Origin of the sequence: Paenibacillus sp. FSL R7-0198 (assembly GCF_038000415.1) — a bacterium.
GTDB lineage: Bacteria > Bacillota > Bacilli > Paenibacillales > Paenibacillaceae > Paenibacillus.
Genome location: NZ_JBBOCB010000001.1, coordinates 1770170 through 1792653, shown reverse-complemented (window position 1 = coordinate 1792653; position 22484 = coordinate 1770170). Strand labels below are relative to the sequence as shown.

Below are 22484 nucleotides of genomic sequence, written 5' to 3'. Positions count from 1 at the left end.
GAAAGGTAAGAGAAGTCTGCAATTTGTGTAAAAGGTTAGATAAGAGATATTTCTCCAAATTGGATATGTAAGTTAGCGTATAAAATGATGTTGCCACATGAAGAAAAAAGCAGACGTGAACCTTCATATATATAGGACTGGTCGAACGGGAGAAAATACGCTAGAATCATAATTGAGAATCATTATCAATCAATTCGGACTTTCTTTACTGGCAAGTCTGATCAAGATATAGGCGAGGTGAATACCCATGCGCACGGATGATGCATTAGGCGTAGTATATCAGCATTACCTGACCCAAGAACCTTACAGTCAGCAAGATGAACACACGTATCTGCTCTCTCCCAAGGCGGGTAGCGGTAAGGTTAAAAGAGTGACAACATACAGTGGCATTGAGATTTTATATTCCCAGGTTGAATATCATCAGCCTTATCCAACGTATTTTGCGTCCGAGACACCCATTGTGGAATTGCAATTTGCCTTGTCAGGAGAACGACAGGTGGATATATCGGGTCAGAATTATTCGTTATCCATTGGGCAGGGTGCCCTCATTTTCATGCATGATTTCGAAGCGTGGTTTCATCCTCCGGCAAGAGAGCTGTATACGTCCTTTTCGCTGGGGATTCCGGTTTCTCTATTCAATTATGCCGCGGCGCAACTGGGCAGTTTTAAGCCAATTGCGTTTAATCAGGTGTTAGGGCGAAAAGTGTTCAAGCCGATTGTATTTCAATTGGATAACCGGATACGAACGATGATTGACAGTCTGATTGTAGAATTAAACAACAGTTATCGATCCTCCTTAATGATGGAAGCGACAGCCTTGGAAATCTTGAATCAATTTATGTTCCAACTGTTTGATCTGGCGCCAATCCCCGCGGGATTCTCCAGAGAGGACATCCGGAAGTTACATAGGGCACGGGAGATTATGGAGGCCTGTATGGTAGATCCTCCATCCTTGCTAGCATTGTCCAGACAAGTGGGTCTTAATGATTTTAAATTAAAAAAAGGATTTAAGGAACTTTTCGGAAGCACGGTCTTCGAATATTTGCGTCAGGTTCGTCTCGACAACGCCATGAAGTTGCTGCGCAATCAAAATAACAACGTCACCGAGGCCGCGATTGCGGTCGGTTACAGCAATGTCAGTGCCTTTTCACAGCAATTTTATCGCAAATTCGGCGTGAAGCCTTCCGAGATGAAGAAGATTTATTAAGTAAGATGAACTGAAACATTACACGAGAATGAAGAGTGCAGAACCAGTCTGGAGAAGCGGAGCGTTCGCCTTTATCAACGGATTTTTTTCATCATAGAAGGGAATCACGGAAATCCGTTTATAACAGCGATCGAAAGATGGTGCTGCAATCGTAGTGGTCTGGTGTAACGTTTAATGGGTTTATCTTATTTAGAATAAAATTAATAATCCGGCTTGCCGTGAATTGTTCCGTATAGAGGCAGTGGGGATTCATTTCGCCTTGTATACTCCAGGTACAGTGGATACTGTACTGAAATATAGAGGAGTGTATAAGCATGAACCGAATTAGAGGAAGTATATTTTTTAGCGTATTTGCAGCCATGCTGGGTCTGATGCTGATTGCACCCATCATGCCACCACTTATTCGCGAGTTGGGCATGAAAGAAAGTCATTCCGGTCTTATTATCTCACTAGGGTCCATTATGATGGCTGTTATGGCTCCGGTATGGGGCAGATTCAGTGATCTGAAGGGCAGAAAACCCATCATATTGATTGGATTCATAGGCATGTCTGTTAGCTGTGCATTATTTGCCCTGGCCTTGTATGGGGGATTAAATGCATGGATCGGAGGGGGCGTGTTGTTAACCCTTCTGATTGTGACGCGCAGTCTGATCGGCATGTTCATTCCGGCGGTGCTGTCTTCTGCCCAAGCCTATATGGGTGATGTGACAGAAGGGGAAGAGCGGGGAAGCGGAATGGCGATTATCAGCGCTGCGAATGGACTTGGCCTTGTATTTGGACCTGCGATTGCAGGAGCATTTACTATTATCGGTCTGCTGTGGCCGCTTTATTTTGGCATTTTTATAGCGATAGCTGCGTTTATTATTGCCTTGTTGTTAATCCCGGCAGCCAAACCGGTCATTCAGGCAAAACCGCCTAAAGTCAACCCGTTCCAACGTGGTTTACGAATGTACCTTGCTGCAGGCTTGGTTACGATGATGGGCATTATGACATTGCAGGTTGTCGGAGGATTTTATTTTCAGGATCAACTGGCTCTATCCCCAGCGGCGACGGCCCGAATGGTTTCGTTTGGACTCATGTTCTCTGGAGCAGCGATGTTGATCATGCAGGTCATTCAGATGAAATGGTTGAAATGGCAGCCACGCCCGATGATTTTGCTCGGGTCCCTTTTCCTGATCGCAAGCATGATCCTCTTTTTGGTCTTCCATGTGTTATCCATGTATTATTTCTCGTTTTTCCTGTTTGGTATGGGTTCGGGTCTGATGATGCCGGGGTTCATGGCAGGTGCTTCGCTTGCAGTTAGCAAAGAACAGCAGGGCGGTGCAGCGGGATTGGTAGCAGCGATTCAGGGGATATCCGCCGTCATTACGCCTTTACTTACAACGACACTTTATCAGGTGGACAAACATGTTCCATTTATGCTCGTAGCTGTTCTGGTTGTCTTGCTGGCAATCATGATGATGGGAATGCGGAAGAATGAATCCAATACTGTAACGGACCCCATTCATTCGTTATAGTCAGACAAAGTCAGAAAGTCAAATAAGGTCAAAATAAAAGAAAACAGGATCTATTTTAAAATAGTGAACTATGATGAAAGAAAATCGTTTTTTTTCATCTTTTACGGACTTTGAGCCTTATTTGCACGGGTATTATAATAATCAATGTAAGCAACACCAATTAACCAACCACACAAAAGGAGCTGATTTTCATGTTTGATCTGATTCCGTTTCGTAAACGAAATGAAGACCCGTTCGGACACATGTTGAAATCCTTCAATGACATGGTTGAGAACTCATTCCTCTCCCCTTTTGGAACTGGCTCCCAGCCATTCCGGACCGACATTCGTGAGGAAGAAGACAAATATTCGGTAGAAGCCGAGCTTCCGGGCATTGCCAAAGAGGACATAGACATTCAGGTTGAAGGTAAAGAATTGATCATTCGTGCCAAACGCCATGACATGGTTGAACAGAAGGACGACTCCAATCGGATCATTCGGCAGGAGCGTCGTTCAGGTGAATTTATCCGGCGTTTCTATGTGGATCATATTGATGAGGAGAACTTTAAGGCCAGATTGGAAGATGGTGTGCTGAAGCTAGAAATTCCGAAACGTCCTGGGGATGATCAATCTCGCAGACGCATTCAGATTGACTAAACCAGATGCAAATTGTGTAGCTGAAGAAGTTGAGCTATCCCTTTATGGTAATAGGCATGGAAGAGCATCTCTAAAGATGTTCTTCCATGTTATCCCATGAAGGGATTTTTTACATAACCGGGTTAATGGAATTGAATATGAATTGTGCTACATAGGAATGTAGCAGCGAAGCCGGATACGGAATCCAGGTTAACACGAATCTGATCGGCTGCATAAGTGAAACTTAGCTGTAAACAAACGTTAGATGCCTCCACAGGGGAGAACATCTCTTGCTGAATATGTTCAAAATGGAAGTGCACCTGCTGTTCCCATTCCTGATCAGCATTATGCGTTAGCACAAGAGAGAGGGATTGTATATTCTGGACTGTTTCCAGCTGCACATCCGTAATTTCGTCATAATGGAAGGGAGGGAAATAGCCCAGAGTTTCCATTACATGTTGCGCTCCGAGAATGGAAGCCAAAGGAGAAAATTCGCGTTCCAACCTCCGAATATCCATTAACTGTGCCTCGTACTGAGGACTTGTATAGAGCAGGAGAGAGTCTGGTGCGCATTCCACAACTGTTCCGATAAAAGCAGCCCAGTTCGCTGTACCTTCCTCACCAACGGTAACAAGCAGTCGATCTTGAGCAAGCAAGTCAATTGCTCTATTGGTATGGAATTTCACTCGAAAACCTTGTCCCTGTTTCTGCCAGGGAGTCTGGGGTGCATACCAGAATGGTTCCCGCTCTACGGATCGGACGCTGACGTTTAATGTCCATGCTCTGTTCATTAGACTACCTCCAATTGCCACAAGCTGCGTGGCACATCATCTCAACCTGTCTGTATTATTTCTCAGCTGCTGCTTGCATCAGGGCATAGATCTTACGTGTGGTATTCACATTTCTTACAGTCATATAAGCATAGACTTTGGAACCCACAAGCTTGTTCATGCCACTTTTGGATGCATCCTCTCTGCTGACTGAATACAAAATGGCTCCGGGAACATAGATCAGTGTGCCGATTTCCGGTTTGATGGGCAGTTGATCCAGCACGGAGGGTTCATTGATCTCATCCCAGAGGAACATCACATCACTTTTGGCTGTATCATCATTAACCCATTCCGCTGGCAGCGTCTGAATAACACTTTGGATTTCATCCATATTCCGTACCATTACCCTGATCTGTAGGCCGAAATCAGCGGCGATGGCCTGTTCTAACAGAAGGGATATCTCTCTATTTGCATCGGCCCGTTCTTGATGATCGGCAAAAATAATATTGCCAGAGTTGATGTATGTAACGACATCCAGCATACCTGCTTGTTCAAACGTTTCTTTCAGCTGCTTCATGTTTATCTTATTGTTTCCTCCTACATTAATGCCCCGCAGCAAAGCCACATAGATCATATGGGCGCCCCTCCTTGATATGAACTGTACTTTAATAACAATTATAGGGAATAACTTAGAATGTCTAATTGAATAATGTGCAACTATCGAATGATATAGGAAGATTAATACATAATTTCTTTAAAGTTATTATATATAAGTATACAAAAAAAGAAACTATAAACCATTTTCAGGAATGTAACCAAATCAAAATTGAGTATGATATTATGAAAGATGGTTCTAGTGATTTAATCTTGATATGAAATTTCTTCTATAAATTTCTATTACTTTGAATTAAAAATATTGAGAGGTGTTTAGGTTGTCTTCACTTAGCGATTTAGCAAGAATATATTCTGCTTCATTTATCCGACAAATTATCTCATCTGGATACCAACCATTACTTGATGAACTTTCGAAATCTTTTGAATTTGTCAAAGAAGCTAATATTAATGGAGATTTTCGACTCTTATTCGATGAAGCATATAGTATACTTTTGAAGCACTATAGATGTGAATATATTTACAAATCGGAACTATATGGTAAAATGAAAAAAGAAAGTCGTAAAAAGATGAAAAATGGCATATTGACCGAAGTGAAAAGTGGGAGTTGTGTCGCAGATTTGTTGTGGTTGAATGGGACTTCAATAGCTTATGAAATAAAAACTGAAATTGATAACAATCGGAGATTAGCTAATCAGATAAATTCTTATCAACAGTTATTCAAGCAAACTATGGTTGTCTCATATGAAAAAAACATTGAATTAATACTTTCACAAGTACCTAATCATGTAGGAATTATGTTTTTGAGTAAAAGAGGGGCATTAAAAGTATATAGAGAAGCTGGAGAATATACTAACGAATTAAATCCTGGTTCAATGTTTCTGACACTAAGAAGACATGAGTATGAAGCAGTGATTAAAGAAGCTTATGGTGACGTGCCAAGAGTCTCGGATGCATTCATTTTTGAAGAGTGTTTAAAATTGTTCAAGGAATTGGAGCCATTAGATGCACATGATTTGATGGTCAAACAACTCAAGCTTAGAGCTCAAGCCAAAATAGATAATTCTTTTGTTTGGCCTAAATCTATTAGGTTTCTACTTGAGAGGGGTTCTCTTAAAAGATCAGAAGTTTTACAGTTTCGTAGAATAATACATTAAATGTTATCTAATAGGAGGATAAATTATGTACTTTCCTTTTCTACGTGGTAAGCAAAATGAGCTATTTGCAATAAATGAATTAAACTTTTTGATCAAAGAAAGTCAAAAAGTAACTCCGATAATTGAACCCGTTAATCTCAATTCAACAACTAGGAGGATACTTCCTGAAATAAATAACTCGGGCGTCCCTTTTGTTCTAATTGTTAATCCACAAACTGGAGACTTAAGTAATAAGGGATATGAAATTTATAGTCCCTTATTAGAGGTATTCGAAAATAAAAACATAGTAAGTTTAGGCTATTTTATTACAGAGTCAACAAGCATATCGGAACTAGAGCAAGTAATGAATTTTTACAAAGAATTCTCGTTCTCTTTTATCTACATAGCGGTTAATTATAATATTTTAAATTTTATAGAAGGATCCAAGGAGAAAAGAGACATCGATTATCACATTTTCCAAGATGGGAAAGTTAGTAATTCGTTTTCTAATTCTTTTAAACAATTTAATAGGGTTATTATTAAAGATTGTTTTAACCGTTTATCACGCAATGCTGATTATCAGTCTGCTGAGTATTATTCAGATTTAATTTGCGTGTATAGGCCAGATTTTTTTGGCTTTGGAGATTATCAAGTAATAGGTTCAGGAACAGGAGGAGGAGGACCTGCTCATGCAGTTGCCCTACATTTAACCTATAAAAATAGTCCCGAGAGCAATGAAATTTGGATTCGTCACTTTGTATCTGATGATAAAGAAGGCACTTCGAACGTTCAAGGTAAGTATTTTCAAGCTTTAAGTAAGCTTGTTGAGTTTCTAAACGAGTATAATAATACTCCTGAAACTATAGGAGCTAAACAATTTCGTGATAATCTAGCTGACGGAGTTTTCCATCAATTGGGATTCCCTAAAAAGCTTTCTGTTAAGCATCACATCGAATTAATGATACAACTACTAGAACCCGACAATTAATGCTGGGTTCTAGTTTGATAATAGCGTTATTACAGAGTAAATATATAATTAACAAAAGGACAGATACTCGAAAAGATGTGCAGTAGATTCTTCTCCCAACAGATCATTCATTAGCGGTTCCACATGCTCCAGATACTCGGGCTTGGTCTCATAGGTTTCTTCATCTTTCACTTCCCCGGCATAGCTCCGTGCCGCTTCGATCAGGATAGCTAGTGCACTGAAAAAATCAGACAGCGAATCAGCAACACGGTTTGGTTCTCCACCTGTAAAAGCGGCATATACGGGAGAATTTGGTGCTTCCACATCTACAATTAACGGGTCATCGTTAAAGTTTGCGATGACGACGTGATTTTTTGGCCAATTGGAGGACTCCTCATAAGGTTCATTCATGCCAATCCAGCGGAACCCCAGTTGCTGACGAAGCAGATGTTCAGGTGCAACAAAGGAGATCAACGCTGCATCACCGATCTCAACGGCGGCATTTTTCATTTTGAGTGTACCTTCAGCACTGGCATCTATCATTTCATAATGACTGTACAGATATTGAAGTTCTGGAGAAAGAGGTATTCGTGTATCCACTTCCGGCTGGTGATGTTGTTCGCGTGGACGCAGATCATGATTTTTGAAAAGTCCATAAGCTTCATTATATAAATCCTGCTGTTCCACAAAACGGCTCAAGGCCGCATCCAGTTGTTGCATGATGTCTGAGTCCTCCTAATAACATTGATATAATAACAGGCCGATTCGTTTGATTCTTGGCTATAAGCATTATACTATATCAAAGATAAATTCAAAAAAACATTTGAATACGTTTACATTCATGAGAGGACATGATATACTTTCACTCAAATAAGGATTGTTACTGCTTCGGGCAGGCAAAACCTGAACATCACTATGCGTGGACTTTGTTCCATTCATAATGTTGTTCGGGTTTTTTTGCATTCTACGGTCCATATTAAGGATAGAAAAACAGAGGACGTACTTATCCCAACCCAACTAACATCACGCTGTACAGAAGAAAGGGGAGCATTATGAACAAGAGAAAATGGTTAAACGTTTTTGCCGCAGGTTGTCTTAGTATTATTCTGGTGATTAGTGGATGCGCATCCAAAGCGCCACAAACCGCGAGTGATACACCGAATCAGGCGACAGAGCAGACAGAGAATGAAACCCAGGAACCTGCAAACAACCAAGCTGCCAAAGGCAGAACGGTTATTACAACCGACGGTGAAGTGGATGATATGAACTCCGTCATTCGTTTCCTCTTGTATTCGAATGAGATGGACCTCGCCGGAATTGTACTGACCAGTTCGGTGTATCATTATGCTGGAGACGAGGAAGCAGGGATCCAACCATTCCGCTGGACAGGCACACAGTGGGTATACGACATGATCAATGCCTATGGCGAGATCTACCCGAACTTGTCCAAACATGCGGATGGGTACCCGGAGCCGGAACAGCTTCGAGCGATGACGAAGATCGGTAATATTTCCGATAAAGGGGAGATGGAGAAGGAAACCGAAGGTTCCGAGTTCCTCGAAACTCTTTTCCTCGATGATGATTCCCGAGACCTGATTGTTCAGACATGGGGTGGCACCAATACCACGGCCAGAGCGCTAAAATCGATTGAGGAACAGTACAAAGACACAGCTGAGTGGGAGACGATCCGCAAAAAAGTCAGCGACAAACTGGTCCTGTATATCATTCTGGATCAGGATGACAGTTACAACGAATACATTGCGAAGAATTGGCCGGATATCCGCATTCTTAACGACCAATCGAACTTCTGGCATTTTGCCTATGCATGGAAGATGCATGCCGAAGAAGTGAACAGCAAGCTTCATGGCGACTGGATGGTCAAGAATATTCTGAACGGACATGGCAAGCTGATGGACATGTATGCATCGATGGGTGACGGCAAAATGATCGAAGGCGAACTGGCTGAAGAACAGCGGGGAAGTGCTGAATATCTCAAGAACAATCCGCAATATGACAAATACGATTTTATATCTGAGGGTGATTCTCCATCCTTCTTTTATCTGATTGATAATGGACTTCGCAGTATGGAAGACCCTTCCTACGGCGGTTGGGGTGGACGCTTTGGCGTTGTAAACGACAAGCTGTATAGAAACAATGTACTTGATTACGATCCGTACACCAAACGATATGAAGCCGAATACTCTCTGATGAGATGGTTTGACGATGTGCAGAATGATTTTGCAGCACGTGCGGACTGGGCAGTTGCAGACACTTACGAAGGTGCCAACCATAATCCGTCTTTAATGATTAAGGAAGGGTTGGATCTAAGTGTTAGTCCCGGGGAGGAAGTTACTCTTCACGCGGAAGGCACAGACCCGGATGGAGATCAACTGACGTATACGTGGTGGAGATATTTCGAAGCGGACACTTATGAGGATTCCAAAGTAACACCAAACAAAGTTGAGCCTGAAATGGCGGGTGATCTGCAGCTTGGATTGCATCGCGAACTTGCCAAGGATGAGCAGGTGGATACGATAAAATTGCAGGGCAGTGACACCGAAGCGGTGACATTCACCGTTCCTGACGATGCCAAATCGGGCGATACCATTCATATCGTTGCCGAAGTACAGGATGATGGAGAGCATCAGTTGAAGCATTATCAACGTGTGATCCTAACCGTAAAATAGAGAAATAGAGGGGGGGCCCAAAAGTCATCAACATGGCTGGTGGGACGCCCCTCTTATTTGTGTAGTCTCATCTTAATTGATCCGTTAACGCTGGATGCCTGACCAGAAGACATTCCAGGTAATCGCCAAAGCTTGTTCATAGGATTGCCGTGTCTCATACACGAGCTGTACATCCAATCCATCCATCACGGTGACAAAGGCTACGGTGGCTTCTTCCGGACTCAGGCGTATATCGGAATGTCTGGTAAATACGGCTGCCAGCTCTTCCTTCAGTGTCCCGAGGTACGTTCGATATTGGGCCAGCACAAAATCATGCACTTCCAGCGGTGTGATAAAGGACAGGATATACATAAAAGCGACGTTTGGATTTGTCAGGAAACGATTTTTGTGTTCATGTAAAAAGGCATATAGTTGCTGATCCAGAGTTTGGCTAACAGACGCGCTGAAAAATTGGCGTACAAACTGCTGTTCCTCCTGCACAACTTCCTCATATAACTCCAGCAATAACGCTTTTTTGGATGAATAGTGATAAGCCAGGGATTGTTTGCGAATGCCTGCCTCTTCGGCAATCTGCGCCATCTTGGTCCCCTCATAACCCAGACGATTAAAATGTTGAATGGCAATTTCCTTGATTCTTTTTTTACTCAATGTCTACCTCCAGTTGGCGAGCTGTATACCTCTGCTGTTTTTGGGAGTATACCAAATATAACAAGATATATACCACAAAAATGCCTATAGAGATAGCATACACCACCGTATAGGAAAATGCAGAAGCCACCACGCCTAGAATCAACGAGCCACCACCAATCCCGAGGTCAAAAAAATTAAAGAAGGAAGCCATCGCATTTTCATGCTCATGTTCTTCTACAAGATTCACACACCAGGTCTGAATGGCCGGGAATATGGCACCAAAGCCAAAGCCGTATAACGCGCCGGCGATCAGGAATTGCACATCACTCTGGGCGATAATCAGAACCAGTAGCCCCGCGATTGCAAACACGGCAGAAGGTAACAACACGGAACCTGGTCCCCATCGATCAAACATTTTCCCCGAGAACAGTCGAACGGCGAAGCTGGCGATGGCGACGATGAAGAAAAACCAGGCTATATTCTCGAACCCTCTTTCGGCGGCGAATAAAGCCACAAAGGACATGATTGAACCCGCTGCAATACCAACGAGCATAATGAGAAGGGAAGGGAAGAGTACCTTCTTTTCAATCAGTTTCACCGAAGGGACATGAGTTTGCATAGACTCGCTACTACCTCCTGTTTTCGGCTTTCTGGATACAAACACTGTCATCAGGAGAGCTAACAGCAAAATGCACATACCTCCCATAAACAGGCTCTGGTAGTCGTACCTAAACAACAGGCTTGTTCCAATCAATGGACCGATGGATATGGCGACCGTTTCCCCTACGCCGAAATATCCCATGCCTTCTCCCCGGCGATCTCTTGGTATGTTTTCAGTGGCAATCGTTGCAAAATATGTTGTTGCCAAACCAAATCCGAATCCGTGGATTACTCGGAATACAAGAATCATCCAAATACCTGACGACAGGTAGTATGCGCCTGTCATTAATGCACAGATAGTGATACCAATAATCAATAGATATTTTTTATCTATTCGAGCTGCCAAAACAGAAGTGAAGGGTCGAATCAAGATGGCAGAAAACATAAATACGCCGGTAACAAGCCCAATTTGGGAGGCTTCGCCACCAAGGATTGAGACAAACAAAGGCAAGGTGGGAAGCAACATTTCAAATGCCATAAACAATAATGCGTTGGCTAACATGATAAATAGGAATGATCTTCCCCAGAGTTGCTGAGGTGTAGAGCTATGTGTTGAAGTACTCATGGTTTTCCTCCGTAATGTTGATCTTTGTCGCGCGACATGTTGAACTGATTTTACCTGACGTTGGTCAGATTGTAAAGCGTGTTTTCAGAGCAGGGGTTCATGACTTTTTGGTGGATGAGAGAAGTTATTAAACATTTTTAATCCATATCCCAACATTTTCCGGTATAATAATCAGATAAAATGATTCAAGTGAATACTACCTCGGAGAGGTGATATGCAATGACGGTTGATATACTTGTAAGAAATAATGTTAAGGTACTTGGCTCGGGTAGCCAAACGATTGTATTTGCTCATGGTTTTGGATGCGATCAGGATATGTGGCGTTACATTATTCCAGGTTTTATGGAGAACTACCGTGTGGTGTTGTTTGATTATGTTGGATCTGGCGAATCTCAAATTAACTATTATGATGCTGTCAAATATAGCAACCTTCAAGGATACGCCCAGGATGTGCTGGAAATTATGGAAGCGCTTGAGCTAAAGGACACCATATTTGTCGGGCATTCCGTCAGCAGTATGATTGGTATGCTGGCATCAATTCAGAACCCCAAATATTTCAAACAAATCATTATGTTGGGACCCTCCCCACGTTACGTGAATGATCTGCCGAATTATTATGGGGGTTTTGATCGGAATGATATCGATGAATTGCTTGAGATGATGCAGATGAATTTTATTGGGTGGGCGAGTTATCTGGCACCCATTGTGATGAACAATCCGGAACGGAAAGAGTTGACGGAAGAGTTGGAGAAAAGCTTCTGCTCCAGAGATCCGCATATTGCGAGACAATTTGCCGAAGTGACGTTTTTATCAGACTGTCGAATTGATCTGGAGCAGGCAACTGTGCCAACATTGATTCTTCAGTGCTCCGATGACAGCATTGCCCCGGTAGAAGTAGGGGATTATTTACACGCTCATCTGAAGAATAGCAGGTTGCAGCAGATGACGGCTAAAGGACATTATCCGCATCTAAGTCAACCGGAAGAAACCATCCGAATGATTAAGGATTATTTAACGAGCGCATAAAACGCGGAAGAAAGGCAGTTATTCCATGGATATACAATTAGATCTGGCTCCCTGTGGATACTTCTCTATCTCTGATTCGGGCGTCGTCCAGTCGATTAATCAAACTTTGCTTACGATGCTTGGCTATGAACGTCATGAGCTGATAGGGCAACATATTGAATCGACCATGTCGGTGAGCAACAAGGTGTTTTTCCATACGTATTTCTATCCCTATATCCAGTTATATGGACATGTGGACGAGATGTACTTCACGTTCCGTACCCGTGATCAGCAGGCTGTTCCTGTTCTGCTTAACGGTGTTCGTCAGACCCGTAACGGGGAAAGCGTGGTGGATTGTGTTGTTGTTGTCATGCGTAAGCGAATCGAACATGAGAAGGATATTTTGCATACCAAAACGAAGCTACAGGAGCTGTATCAAGCGACGCAAGAAGCGAACAAGGAGCTTGAACGACTGCATGAGGAATATAAAATTAAAGAGCAGGCGTTAATCAAAGTGAATGATCAGTTGGAGACACTGGCCTCCACCGACTTGTTGACAGGATTGAAGAACCGCAGGTTTTTCCAGGAAAAAATGGTTGAAAGCTTGATATTATTCCGTGAAAAACAACGTAATTTCTCTCTTTTGGTTGTGGACATTGATCATTTCAAAAGCATTAATGATACCTACGGACATCCGATCGGAGATCTGGTACTCGGCAATCTGGCAGGGCTGCTGCAATCGTTGTCGCGAAGTACGGATGTGGTTGCACGTTATGGCGGGGAAGAATTTGTGATCATTCTTCCAAATTGTGAAGAGGAGCAAGCGATCGGTATTGCAGAACGATATCGTTCACAGGTTGCTTTAGCCGACTGGGGTGAATATAACATTACTGTGAGTATCGGTGCGGCCACTGTAATAGAGGAAGATACGGAAAAGTCTTTGTTCCAAAGAGCGGACAACGCCCTGTATGCCTCCAAAACCGGAGGACGAAACCGGGTGACACATGCAGCTCAGATGGTAAAAAGTTAAAGATTGGATTGCATCAAAAAAAAGCGAAAAGGAGCCTGTGCAATGTGAGGGAGATGATCCCACATAGCACAGGCTCCTTTTATTTGTATGGAAATAGGCAGGGCTAATTCCGCTTGAGTAACATCAGATTAACTTTATCGCGGAGCAAGGTAACCATACGCCTTAGCCGGAGAGTTGGCCTGAGGACGAAAATCTTCGCTCAGTTCATCCATAAATGCCGGGTTCACATATATGGAGTGTGCATCATTGCCAGATCCCTTGATGTAGGCGGCGATGCCGGAGTAGGCTTTATTTTTCCAAACCCACAGGGCATCTTGCTGCTCACCTGGTGAGTAATAGACATTATGGTCAAACACATTGCCGGTATTGCTAGTGTATTCGTTGTATATCAGTACTTCCGAGCTGCCCGATACGAGAATGTTATGCATGAACGTATTGTTCTTTGTCCGTGACTGCATGAATAACTGTCCATTGCCAGCATTCAGGGTATCATTCCCCACAAGTGTATTGTACATAATCTTGCTATCCTCGGTAGCTCCTCGTTCCTCGTCATAACCTCCCATGGCAATACCCGTCAATCTGTTGGAATAAATTAGGTTATCCCGCAAGGTAATGTTGCTGGTTGAACGTCCGGCATGCTCTGAGGCAATCTCAATTCCGATATCGCTCCGATATACCCGGTTCTGGTTGATGATATGATCTTTCCCGCCATCTACATAGATGCCACCGGCCGAGTTGGTATCATTGGGCAGGTCTGTTCCATAGGAGGGATTGTTATTGGACGTAATATCGTATACTTCGTTGCCTCGTACAATGCCGTTTCGGGCCTGATCGTACGTGTCGTCCTCGGATGTACCTTCGTACCCGATCAGATCAATACCAATGTTGTCGGTATCATGGATGATATTGTCCTGGATGGCAAACGTATCGACATTACCGTTGACTGCGAGTGATTCGCTTGAACCAAGTGTAAGATCATACAATTCATTATCCTTGATGATGATATTGCGTAATGCTTGAGGGTGCTCTGTGCCATAAATGGCAATACCGTGGGCATCCCTGCCCCGCAAATCGGGACCTTCAGGAGGTGCATAACTAGCAATCGCGTGTATGGTGTTGCCTAACAGCTGAATATGCTCACCTGCTCCGTGGACATAGATCCCGGTTGGAACTTGGCCCCCAAGTGTGGTCGTGAAGTTACGAATTTCGAGATTCTGGATCGTGATATAACTGGCATTTTCAATTTCAATCAACCCTTCAATACCCCGAACAGATAAACCTTTACCATCAATGATAACCTGCTCCTGAGGATAACTTGAAAATAGGGTTGGATTAGCGGAAGAATTACCGCTCCTGGTGATTTTGACTTTCTGATGATAGACACCTTCACGCACATAAATCGTGCTTCCCGGCGAAGCGTGGTCAGCTGCGTGCTGCAACGTTTTCCACGGAGATTGAATGGTTCCTTTATTCGAGTCGTTTCCTTGGGGTGATACGTAATGGATGACCTGGGGATCAGACTTTTGAACCGAAACGGGTTCCTTCATGGAAGATTTATGATTCTGACAACCGGATACGAGCACCATCAGAATCGGAATTATAAGTATAACTACGCGAATCAAATCGTTTCCCCCTTGAAATTAGCTTTGAAGATAGATTATAGCAGATTTGAACGGGTTAATAAGCCATGATATGCTCTTATAAAATCAGCGAGGAGACTGCTCATGAATACATTAACGATAGCTGAATTAGTAGATCGGGAGAATCACGCATGGGAAGAACTCAAGGAACTCCTGGACAGCGGGCAAAATACATATGTGTATGTTCCAGCAAAGCAGGAAGCTGGAGAGGATACTCTCTATCGTCTGCAAATAAGCACCAAATCCTATCTGGGGGCTGTTGCTTATGAGACAGAGGGCATTGTACTGGACCATGGCTGGATCACGCTGCTTGGTGCGGGGGGTGACAGTACATCGGGAAGTCTAACCAGTTGGAATGGTGTGAGTGAGCAACCTTGGGTAGATGTACTGGAAGGTATGATGGTCGTCGCATATGATGCGGCAGGCGGTTTCTTCGGAATGGATACAGGCAAGTATGGCCGCACGGGACAGGTCTATTATTTTGCCCCGGATACACTCGAGTGGGAATCGACAGAACTGACATATTCAGGTTTCATGAATTGGCTCGCAAATGGGGATCTGGAGCAGTTCTATCAGACCTTTCGCTGGAAAGGCTGGCAGGAGGATATGGCACAGCTTCAAACGGGGCAAGTATTCGCGTATTTTCCACCACTTTGGACGCAGGAAGGTGGCGGTGAGAGCAGCAGCAAAGCGCCTATTAGCATCATGGAGGCCTGGAAGTTCGCACTGGACGGGAAATAGTTGGGATGCTGCTGTAGGATGGAATAAGGAAAGTAACCTGTAAGTTCAAGTTCATTGAGTGATCCACTTTTAAAAAAAGGCATTTCTGTTCCAAACTAAAAAAGGCTCGCGCTTGGCGCGGGCCTTTTTGGTTCTGAACTTTAAACATCAATTATCAATTGTCTAATGGAACAGGTTTAATGCTTGAGCGTGAAGCTCTGCTATGCCAGATGGTCAACCCGAGTGAAACAACGCAGACGAACAACAGACATGCATACACCACATGGTAAGCTTTCTCTACCGAGACTCCCGGAATGCTATGCAGTAACAGCCCACACACAGCTACAGACACCGAACCACCGAAGAATTGAATCAGTTGTAACATGCCCATACCGGAACCGATTTGCGCTTTGGGCAGCACTCGTGATGCTTCATTATTCAGTGAAGCCATGGAGGCTGACAGTGCCGGTGAGAAAAAGAGATAACCACTGGTAATGACCAGGGCAGATTGATCCAGTCCGAGCATGAATAGGGCAAGTACCGCTGCAAGCAGGGTGTGTCCGATGATCATAAATCGCATATTGCCATAACGGTCGATCCACCGTCCAACGAAACGGGTGCAGAATGCTGCAACAATGGCTCCGGGAGCAATCAGCAAACCAATGGCGAGCGAAGAGCGTCCATACAGATCAGCGAGCACAAGTGGCATCAAAAACAGATTGCCCAGATTCACCACCAGCACGCAGAATCCGATAAGGATTAAACGGGTGTATCCTGGCGTTCGGAATACTTGTGGATTCACAAACGGAAGACTCGCTTTCCGAATATACAAGAGGTGTGCAACAAGTGAAATAACGCCAATGGCAAACCATAACCAGGACTGCTGGGTGATCGCGACCAGAAGTGTAGTGGCATTAATGATGGTTAATATGGCACCAATAACATCGAACGGCTGATCTGTTTTGACGGATTCACGGGGGAGAAAATAGAGCAATACAGGCAGGGCGAGCAGGACAAGCACCGTTATGGCAAAAAGTCCGTTCCAGCCCCAGTACTCGCTAATGAGTCCGCCGACAATGGGACCCAGCCCAAAAGCCATGGCGCTGCCTGATGAGATGAGAGCGATGGCAGCTCCGCGTCGTTCCACCGGGATGTAACGACTCGCAATGACGAGGCCCAGACCCGCCATCACCCCTGCACCCGCAGATTGCAGAATACGTGTCAGTAACAGGATCGCAAAGTTATGCGCGAACAACCCCAGCAATGAAGATAATCCCAGGATCAGAAGCCCGACCGTTAGCAGTTTGCGTACCGGAATACGGTCTGACAATCGACTGTAAATCACCGTCGACAGGGCGTAACCAATGGAATAACTTGAGATGACCCAAGACCCCAAGTCTGAGGTAATCTGCAGATCATGAATAATGACTGGCAAAGAAACATTGAACATGGTGGTGTTCATCACAACGATGAACAAACAGCACGTCCAGAGTGGCATGACAATTTTATCTTTCACGGTACCATTCCTGTCTTGTCTATGAATGTGAATTCGGATTGAGCTTTGATGAAAATGTGATAAAAAGTAATATATCATTTTACACTTCATTTTATTATATGGCAATAATGTCATACTGTATATTGCACAGTATAAGTGAGATTTAAGAGACATAGGGTCGGGATTTATAGACTATTTCCCTGAAATTGGGTAAGATGCTGGTTGGAATACATAACTAGATTTGATTATATTTTAAGGAGTTTACAGTATGAATCACTTATTATTAATGTCCCACAGCGTATTTCCGACTCTGGATATGAAGCGAACCGCGCAGTTTTATGAAGAAAAGATGGGCTTCCGGTTGGTCGAATATCTTGATGCCGCGGAACCCCATATCTGCCTGTATCGTGATCTTACCGAGATTATTTTAACCCAAAGCAATGGACAGAAGGTCATTCCCAACAGAGAATTATATGGGTATGGATATGATGCATATTTTATTACCAAGAACCAGGAGAAGCTTCAACAGGAATTGATCAACGCCGATGTGAACATCGTACGTGTCCTTAATCACACAGACTATAATAACAAGGAGTTTGTGATCGAGGATATTGATGGACGATGGATCGCTTTTGGCATCAAACAGGGATAATTAGATACAGAAACAGGCGCTCCGATAACGGGCGCCTGTTTGTGCATGTTATAACTGCAGATCTTACGCCACAGTAACTTGTTTGCCGCGATTGCGAACCCACTTGATGACATCCATCAGAATGACGGCAGCAAGAGCAAGTCCGCCTGCAATCAGGAACTCATTCCAGCCGAATGTATCCGGGATGGCGAAGACACCGCGAACACCTGGAATCAGTGTGATTGCATAGAGACAGAGACATACCAGAATGGAGCCAAGCACGAATTTATTGGTCATGAAGCCCACCTGGAAGATGGTTTGTGTATTGGAACGTGCTGCAAAAGTTTGCAGGCTGCGTGCCAGAATCAAGGTTGTGAAGGCCATAGCCACACTGATTTCCTCCGAGATGCCAAGTCCGATATATTGGGACACAATAACAGCCGCACCAATCAGGACACCACGTGTAATCACAGCTTGCAGGGTTCCGCCTGCGAAGATCCCCTCGTTAATATCACGCGGTTTGCGTCGCATGACATCCGGCTCGGGTTTCTCTGTACCCAAAGCAATGGCAGGCAGGGAGTCGTTCACCAGATTGATGAACAGCAGCTGTAGGGCCGTAAATGGATTAACCCAGCCGACGATCAAGGCAAACAAAATGGCGATAATGGCACCGAGGTTACCGGCGAACAGGTATGCGATGGCTTTTTTGATATTATCAAATACCATCCGTCCAACACTGACCGCATTCACGATGGAGACAAAGTTATCATCCGTCAGAATCATGGCAGCCGCATCTTTGGCAACATCTGTTCCGCTGCCCATTGCTACGCCGATGTCAGCTTGTTTCAGCGCAGGTGCATCATTGACTCCATCTCCGGTCATCGCTGCAACCTTGCCTTTACGTTGCCATGCACGTACAATCCGGATTTTATTCTCAGGTGATACCCTTGCGTATACTGAGATGTGTTCGAGTTGTTGATCCAGCTCTTCATCAGACATTTTGTCCAGTTCGGCTCCGGTAATGGCGAGGTCATCCGGTTCGGCAAGGCCGATATCCACACCGATCGCCTGAGCCGTCGTTTTGTGATCTCCAGTGATCATGATGGTGCGAATGCCCGCTTTTTTTGACTCTTCAATAGAGCCGTATACCGCTTCACGCGGTGGGTCAATCATCGCTGTCAGGCCAACCAGTGTCAGATCATGCTCGTCATCAATGGTGACCTGGTTTTTGTCATCGAATTTTTTGTACGCATAGGCCAGCACACGGAAGGCGCGTTTGGAGAAAGCCTCATTTTTTTCTTCAAACTGTGTGCGAATCTCGGGTGTGAGGGGCTGAACCTCACCGTTGATAAATACATGACTACAGCGACTGAACAGCACATCCGGTCCACCTTTGGTCAGCAAAGCCGTCTGTCCCTCGAAGGTATGCACCGTACTCATGAGCTTTCGATCCGAGTCAAAAGGAAGCTCGGCTTCACGCGGGAACTGGTCACGGATTTCATTATAATCCTTGTTCACCCGGTTGCTGAAGGCAATCAGGGCCACTTCGGTTGGATCACCCAGTTCCTTGCCTTCCTGGTTAATATTTGAGTCATTGCAGAGCACTGCAATATGTAACAAACGTCGTTCCTCTTCCGACCACTGATCGGGATCATCGGGAAATTCGTCCTTGGTGCCATGAGGAATATAATAATCGACGACAGTCATCTTATTCTGGGTTAGTGTTCCTGTTTTATCTGTACAGATGATACTGGCAGAACCGAGCGCCTCCACGGCAGGCAGTCTGCGAATGATCGCATGTTGTTTGGCCATCTTATTTGTTCCGAGTGACAATACGATAGTCACAATCGAGGAGAGCGCCTCAGGAATGGCAGCAACCGCAACTGCTACGGCAAACATCAGTGCATTTACGATGGATGGCCCGATATTCTCCGTACCTTCGGTCAACCATACACGACCGGCTTCAATGCCAAAGATGAGAATCGACAAGCCGAGGATGAAAAAGCCCAGTTTTTTGCTGAAAGATTCCAACTTGCGCTGTAATGGCGTGTTTTTGGCTTCGGCATTTTCAATCAGTTCGGCAATTTTACCGATTTCGGTTTTGAGAGCCGTACCTGTAATGACAAGCATGCCCCGTCCATATACGACGAGTGAGCCACTGAAGGCCATATTGCGACGATCTCCAATAGGAGCTTCATCCGGGATGGTATCGGCGTGTTTCTCCGCAGCTTCCGATTCTCCGGTCAGCATGCCTTCGTTGATTTTCAAACTTCCTGATTCCAGGATACGCCCGTCTGCCGGGACATAATCACCTGCATCCAGCATAACAATATCACCGGGAACGAGTTCTCTTGCTGGAATGGTCTTTTTCTGCCCGTCACGAATGACCTTGGCTTCAGGAGCAGACATTTGTTTCAGCGCGTCGAGCGAGCTCTCGGCTTTTTTGGTCTGAACTACGCTGATTACCGCATTGAGCAAAATAACCAGGAATATGATCAACGATTCAATCAGGTGTCCAAGTACAACCTGTACAGCGGCTGCAATCAGCAGCACGATGACCATCGGATCTTTGAAATTTTCGAGGAACAATTTCCAGACTGGTGTTGCATCTTTACCTTTTAACTCGTTATATCCTTCCGTTTCAAGTCTCTTGGCAGCTTCGGATGTTGTGAGTCCCTTGGAGGAACTCTGCACATCCTGAAGGGTTTCCTCCGCACTGTGTCTGTAATGTTGCAATTGACCAGCTCCTTGAATATTAGATTTCTCTGTGTATTACCCTTACGGGCAAAATCTAGAATCGTTTCATTTCCGTATTTTTTAAAATTATGGATTTATACGTTTTTAGCTGTACACAGTATTTTTCATAATGATCCGAGATATGCCTTTTTTTGAATGTTATTATTTCCAGTTTGGATGATGGTCTAGAGAACTATATTTAGATGTTGGTCAGAAAGTGTGTGCACCATCACACTAGCTCATATCAGGGTCTGTTACGCTATTCCATAACGAACTGCGTTTAATCTAAGTTTGGAGGGGAATCCATATGTTTTGTTATCAATGCGAACAGACGCCGAGTGGCGGGTGTACTGTGGTAGGGGTATGCGGCAAAAACGAAACAATCGCAAGTTTGCAGGATACGATGATTTTTGCGTTAAAAGGCATTGCTGCTTATGCGACACATGCACGCCAGTTGGGATATTCTGATCCTGAGGTGGATCGGATTACACATGAGGCATTATATATGACATTAACGAACTCGAATTTTAATGTACAGGAACATCTGGAGATGGCGATGAAGGTAGGTAATGCAGCAATCCGCATTATGGATGTGTTGGATCGTGCGCACACGGACCGCTTTGGTGTACCGCAACCGATTACGGTTAGCCAGAACCAGATTGAAGGACAGTGCATTGTGGTGACGGGACATAATCTGTATGCATTGGAGGAGTTGCTGCGTCAAACTGAAGGGAAAGGAATCAACATCTATACCCACTCGGAAATGTTGCCTGCGCACGGTTATCCTGCGCTGAAGAAATACGCCCATCTCAAGGGTAATATCGGCAAAGCCTGGTACGATCAAAGAAGACTCTTCGAACAATTCCCGGGTGCTATTCTCGCAACAACGAACTGTGTTATGCCGATCAAAGGCACATATGCAGACCGCTTTTTCTCATACGAAGTGGCGGGTCTGGAGGGTGTTGCCAAAATTACAGAGGATGACTTCTCACCTCTAATTGAACGCGCATTGTCACTGCCTGCGGCTAATGTACAGTCCGAGCAAGTCTTAACGACAGGATACCATCATGAGACCGTGATTGGACTTGCGCCCGAGATTATTCAGGCGGTAAAAGACGGTCATATTCGTCGATTTTTCGTTATTGCAGGTTGTGATGCGCCAGGGAAAGGTGGCAACTACTATCGTGAACTCGCGACATCCTTGCCAAATGATACTGTAATTCTGACGACTTCCTGTGGTAAGTTCCGCTTCAACGATGTGGATTATGGTACGGTTGGAGACACGGGTATACCGCGTTATATCGACTTAGGTCAATGCAATAATTCCGGTTCTACGGTGAAAATTGCTATGGCTTTGGCGGATGCTTTTGGCTGTACCGTGAACGATTTGCCTGTCAGCATCGTCCTGTCCTGGTTTGAGCAAAAAGCAGTTGCGATCCTGCTCGGTCTGTTCAGCCTCGGCATTCAGGACATTCGGATAGGACCGAAACCGCCTGAGTTCATATCGGAAGGTGTCTTGGATGTACTCGTGGATATGTTTGGTCTCAAGTTAATTACAACGGCAGAAGAAGATATGAACGCGATGTTGGCACTGTCTTAGGATGAGGATGTATATTTACGTGCAACACCATCTGATGACTGCGAATGCCGGTTGTGAGTATGAAGAGTATGACTCATAAGTAAAGATGGATAAGAGCCTACATAAGAGTAGGCTTTTTTTGCTTTTTCGACCTTCATAGGTCAATATACCTTGTATAAATGAACATGCAATGTCAGGGAAATTAGTTTTTTTATCCTATTGAAGTTTTTTCATGGAAATGTGTATATAGATAGAGGCATATTAGATCATAACACATCACAAA

19 protein-coding genes are annotated in these 22484 nt (G+C 44.3%); 11 read left to right on the top strand and 8 right to left on the bottom strand.

Features of this window, described 5'->3' with window-relative positions; all coding sequences use genetic code 11:
- The first annotated feature begins 247 nt into the window (after positions 1-247).
- From MKY87_RS07605 to MKY87_RS07595, 3 genes are all read left to right on the top strand, one after another.
- Positions 248-1207, top strand: a complete 960-nt coding sequence (locus tag MKY87_RS07605) for a helix-turn-helix transcriptional regulator (RefSeq protein WP_340963669.1) — start codon at positions 248-250, stop codon at positions 1205-1207.
- 314 nt (positions 1208-1521) lie between these two features.
- Positions 1522-2724, top strand: a complete 1203-nt coding sequence (locus MKY87_RS07600) for an MFS transporter (protein WP_340963667.1) — start codon at positions 1522-1524, stop codon at positions 2722-2724.
- A gap of 191 nt (positions 2725-2915) precedes the next feature.
- Positions 2916-3359, top strand: a complete 444-nt coding sequence (locus MKY87_RS07595; protein ID WP_340963664.1) for an Hsp20/alpha crystallin family protein — start codon at positions 2916-2918, stop codon at positions 3357-3359.
- Positions 3360-3481: 122 nt separating this feature from the next.
- Here the strand turns inward: MKY87_RS07595 and MKY87_RS07590 are convergent, their stop codons facing one another.
- Positions 3482-4129 (bottom strand): Imm50 family immunity protein, encoded by a 648-nt coding sequence (locus MKY87_RS07590; protein WP_340963662.1) that lies wholly within the window; start codon positions 4127-4129, stop codon positions 3482-3484.
- A gap of 55 nt (positions 4130-4184) precedes the next feature.
- Positions 4185-4742: a DUF1697 domain-containing protein gene (locus MKY87_RS07585; protein ID WP_340963660.1), complete on the bottom strand. Its 558-nt coding sequence runs from the start codon at positions 4740-4742 to the stop codon at positions 4185-4187.
- A 298-nt stretch (positions 4743-5040) separates the two neighbouring features.
- On the opposite strand from MKY87_RS07585, the gene MKY87_RS07580 reads away from it, so the two are divergent.
- The gene (locus MKY87_RS07580) at positions 5041-5877 is read left to right on the top strand and encodes a sce7726 family protein (RefSeq protein WP_339186290.1); all 837 of its coding nucleotides are present in this window, start codon (positions 5041-5043) and stop codon (positions 5875-5877) included.
- 25 nt (positions 5878-5902) lie between these two features.
- A complete protein-coding gene (locus MKY87_RS07575) occupies positions 5903-6844 on the top strand; it encodes a sce7725 family protein (RefSeq protein WP_340963658.1) in 942 nt (313 codons plus the stop codon).
- 48 nt (positions 6845-6892) lie between these two features.
- Here MKY87_RS07575 and MKY87_RS07570 read toward each other — a convergent pair whose 3' ends face one another.
- Positions 6893-7543 carry a hypothetical protein gene (locus MKY87_RS07570; protein ID WP_340963655.1) on the bottom strand — a complete coding sequence of 217 codons (651 nt, stop codon included), beginning with the start codon at positions 7541-7543 and terminating at the stop codon, positions 6893-6895.
- Between the two features lie 332 nt (positions 7544-7875).
- On the opposite strand from MKY87_RS07570, the gene MKY87_RS07565 reads away from it, so the two are divergent.
- Positions 7876-9510 carry a nucleoside hydrolase-like domain-containing protein gene (locus tag MKY87_RS07565; RefSeq protein ID WP_340963653.1) on the top strand — a complete coding sequence of 545 codons (1635 nt, stop codon included), beginning with the start codon at positions 7876-7878 and terminating at the stop codon, positions 9508-9510.
- Positions 9511-9594: 84 nt separating this feature from the next.
- On the opposite strand, the gene MKY87_RS07560 is transcribed toward MKY87_RS07565, so the two are convergent.
- Entirely contained in the window at positions 9595-10158 is a 564-nt protein-coding gene (locus tag MKY87_RS07560) for a TetR/AcrR family transcriptional regulator (RefSeq protein ID WP_340963652.1), read from the bottom strand.
- On the bottom strand, positions 10151-11365 hold the full coding sequence (locus tag MKY87_RS07555) for an MFS transporter (protein ID WP_340963650.1): 1215 nt from the start codon (positions 11363-11365) through the stop codon (positions 10151-10153). Before MKY87_RS07555 ends, MKY87_RS07560 begins: the two co-directional genes overlap by 8 nt.
- 219 nt (positions 11366-11584) lie before the next feature.
- Between MKY87_RS07555 and MKY87_RS07550 the strand changes: the two genes are divergently transcribed.
- Both MKY87_RS07550 and MKY87_RS07545 read left to right on the top strand, forming a co-directional pair.
- Complete coding sequence (locus MKY87_RS07550) at positions 11585-12391, top strand: alpha/beta fold hydrolase (RefSeq protein WP_091028120.1); 807 nt, start codon at positions 11585-11587, stop codon at positions 12389-12391.
- A gap of 25 nt (positions 12392-12416) precedes the next feature.
- A complete protein-coding gene (locus MKY87_RS07545) occupies positions 12417-13400 on the top strand; it encodes a sensor domain-containing diguanylate cyclase (protein ID WP_340963647.1) in 984 nt (327 codons plus the stop codon).
- A 134-nt stretch (positions 13401-13534) separates the two neighbouring features.
- Here the strand turns inward: MKY87_RS07545 and MKY87_RS07540 are convergent, their stop codons facing one another.
- Complete coding sequence (locus MKY87_RS07540) at positions 13535-15022, bottom strand: DUF5123 domain-containing protein (protein WP_340963645.1); 1488 nt, start codon at positions 15020-15022, stop codon at positions 13535-13537.
- A gap of 102 nt (positions 15023-15124) precedes the next feature.
- Here MKY87_RS07540 and MKY87_RS07535 point away from each other — a divergent pair, with 102 nt between their 5' ends.
- On the top strand, positions 15125-15781 hold the full coding sequence (locus tag MKY87_RS07535; RefSeq protein WP_340963644.1) for a DUF2625 family protein: 657 nt from the start codon (positions 15125-15127) through the stop codon (positions 15779-15781).
- A gap of 154 nt (positions 15782-15935) precedes the next feature.
- Here MKY87_RS07535 and MKY87_RS07530 read toward each other — a convergent pair whose 3' ends face one another.
- Positions 15936-17276, bottom strand: coding sequence for an MFS transporter (locus tag MKY87_RS07530; protein WP_340963642.1), 1341 nt, complete (start codon positions 17274-17276; stop codon positions 15936-15938).
- Between the two features lie 247 nt (positions 17277-17523).
- Between MKY87_RS07530 and MKY87_RS07525 the strand changes: the two genes are divergently transcribed.
- Positions 17524-17907 (top strand): VOC family protein, encoded by a 384-nt coding sequence (locus MKY87_RS07525; RefSeq protein WP_340963640.1) that lies wholly within the window; start codon positions 17524-17526, stop codon positions 17905-17907.
- 63 nt (positions 17908-17970) lie between these two features.
- Here MKY87_RS07525 and MKY87_RS07520 read toward each other — a convergent pair whose 3' ends face one another.
- The gene (locus MKY87_RS07520; protein WP_340963638.1) at positions 17971-20622 is read right to left on the bottom strand and encodes a cation-translocating P-type ATPase; all 2652 of its coding nucleotides are present in this window, start codon (positions 20620-20622) and stop codon (positions 17971-17973) included.
- 307 nt (positions 20623-20929) lie between these two features.
- Between MKY87_RS07520 and hcp the strand changes: the two genes are divergently transcribed.
- The gene (hcp, locus tag MKY87_RS07515; protein ID WP_091028135.1) at positions 20930-22222 is read left to right on the top strand and encodes a hydroxylamine reductase; all 1293 of its coding nucleotides are present in this window, start codon (positions 20930-20932) and stop codon (positions 22220-22222) included.
- Positions 22223-22484: the final 262 nt, after the last annotated feature.

Coding starts and splice junctions, on each gene's coding strand:
- MKY87_RS07605 (WP_340963669.1), top strand. CDS start 248: ATGCGCACGGATGATGCATTAGGCGTAGTATATCAGCATTACCTGACC.
- MKY87_RS07600 (WP_340963667.1), top strand. CDS start 1,522: ATGAACCGAATTAGAGGAAGTATATTTTTTAGCGTATTTGCAGCCATG.
- MKY87_RS07595 (WP_340963664.1), top strand. CDS start 2,916: ATGTTTGATCTGATTCCGTTTCGTAAACGAAATGAAGACCCGTTCGGA.
- MKY87_RS07590 (WP_340963662.1), bottom strand. CDS start 4,129: ATGAACAGAGCATGGACATTAAACGTCAGCGTCCGATCCGTAGAGCGG.
- MKY87_RS07585 (WP_340963660.1), bottom strand. CDS start 4,742: ATGATCTATGTGGCTTTGCTGCGGGGCATTAATGTAGGAGGAAACAAT.
- MKY87_RS07575 (WP_340963658.1), top strand. CDS start 5,903: ATGTACTTTCCTTTTCTACGTGGTAAGCAAAATGAGCTATTTGCAATA.
- MKY87_RS07570 (WP_340963655.1), bottom strand. CDS start 7,543: ATGCAACAACTGGATGCGGCCTTGAGCCGTTTTGTGGAACAGCAGGAT.
- MKY87_RS07565 (WP_340963653.1), top strand. CDS start 7,876: ATGAACAAGAGAAAATGGTTAAACGTTTTTGCCGCAGGTTGTCTTAGT.
- MKY87_RS07555 (WP_340963650.1), bottom strand. CDS start 11,365: ATGAGTACTTCAACACATAGCTCTACACCTCAGCAACTCTGGGGAAGA.
- MKY87_RS07550 (WP_091028120.1), top strand. CDS start 11,585: ATGACGGTTGATATACTTGTAAGAAATAATGTTAAGGTACTTGGCTCG.
- MKY87_RS07545 (WP_340963647.1), top strand. CDS start 12,417: ATGGATATACAATTAGATCTGGCTCCCTGTGGATACTTCTCTATCTCT.
- MKY87_RS07535 (WP_340963644.1), top strand. CDS start 15,125: ATGAATACATTAACGATAGCTGAATTAGTAGATCGGGAGAATCACGCA.
- MKY87_RS07525 (WP_340963640.1), top strand. CDS start 17,524: ATGAATCACTTATTATTAATGTCCCACAGCGTATTTCCGACTCTGGAT.
- hcp (WP_091028135.1), top strand. CDS start 20,930: ATGTTTTGTTATCAATGCGAACAGACGCCGAGTGGCGGGTGTACTGTG.